The sequence below is a fragment of the Zavarzinella formosa DSM 19928 genome (assembly GCF_000255705.1).
Classification (GTDB): Bacteria; Planctomycetota; Planctomycetia; order Gemmatales; family Gemmataceae; genus Zavarzinella; species Zavarzinella formosa.
This window is the reverse complement of sequence record NZ_JH636453.1, coordinates 44,069-44,297: the sequence shown is the minus strand read 5'-3', so window position 1 is coordinate 44,297 and position 229 is coordinate 44,069. Positions and strand designations below refer to the sequence as shown.

At 68.1% G+C, this 229-nt stretch carries 1 protein-coding gene; it reads right to left on the bottom strand.

All coding sequences use genetic code 11. The features are described from left to right. Positions 1 to 229, bottom strand: a 229-nt coding sequence (locus BGIM_RS66780) for an FG-GAP repeat domain-containing protein (protein WP_202947404.1), incomplete at both ends; no start/stop codon positions are given.

Sequence of the window (229 nt, the reverse complement as noted above, 5' to 3'; positions counted from 1 at the left end):
GCCGGGGGCGGGGGCAAACGAGCCGTCGCCGTTCCCCAGCAGGACGCTGACGGTGTCGCTGATGATGTTGGCGGTGACGAGGTCGGGCTTGCCGTCCCCGTTCACGTCAACGACCACCACCGAAAACGGCCCAGAGCCGACAGAGACGGGTGAACCGGGGGCGGGGACAAACGTGCCGTCCTTGGTCCCCAGCAGCACGCTGACCGTGTTACCGCCGAAGTTGGCGGTG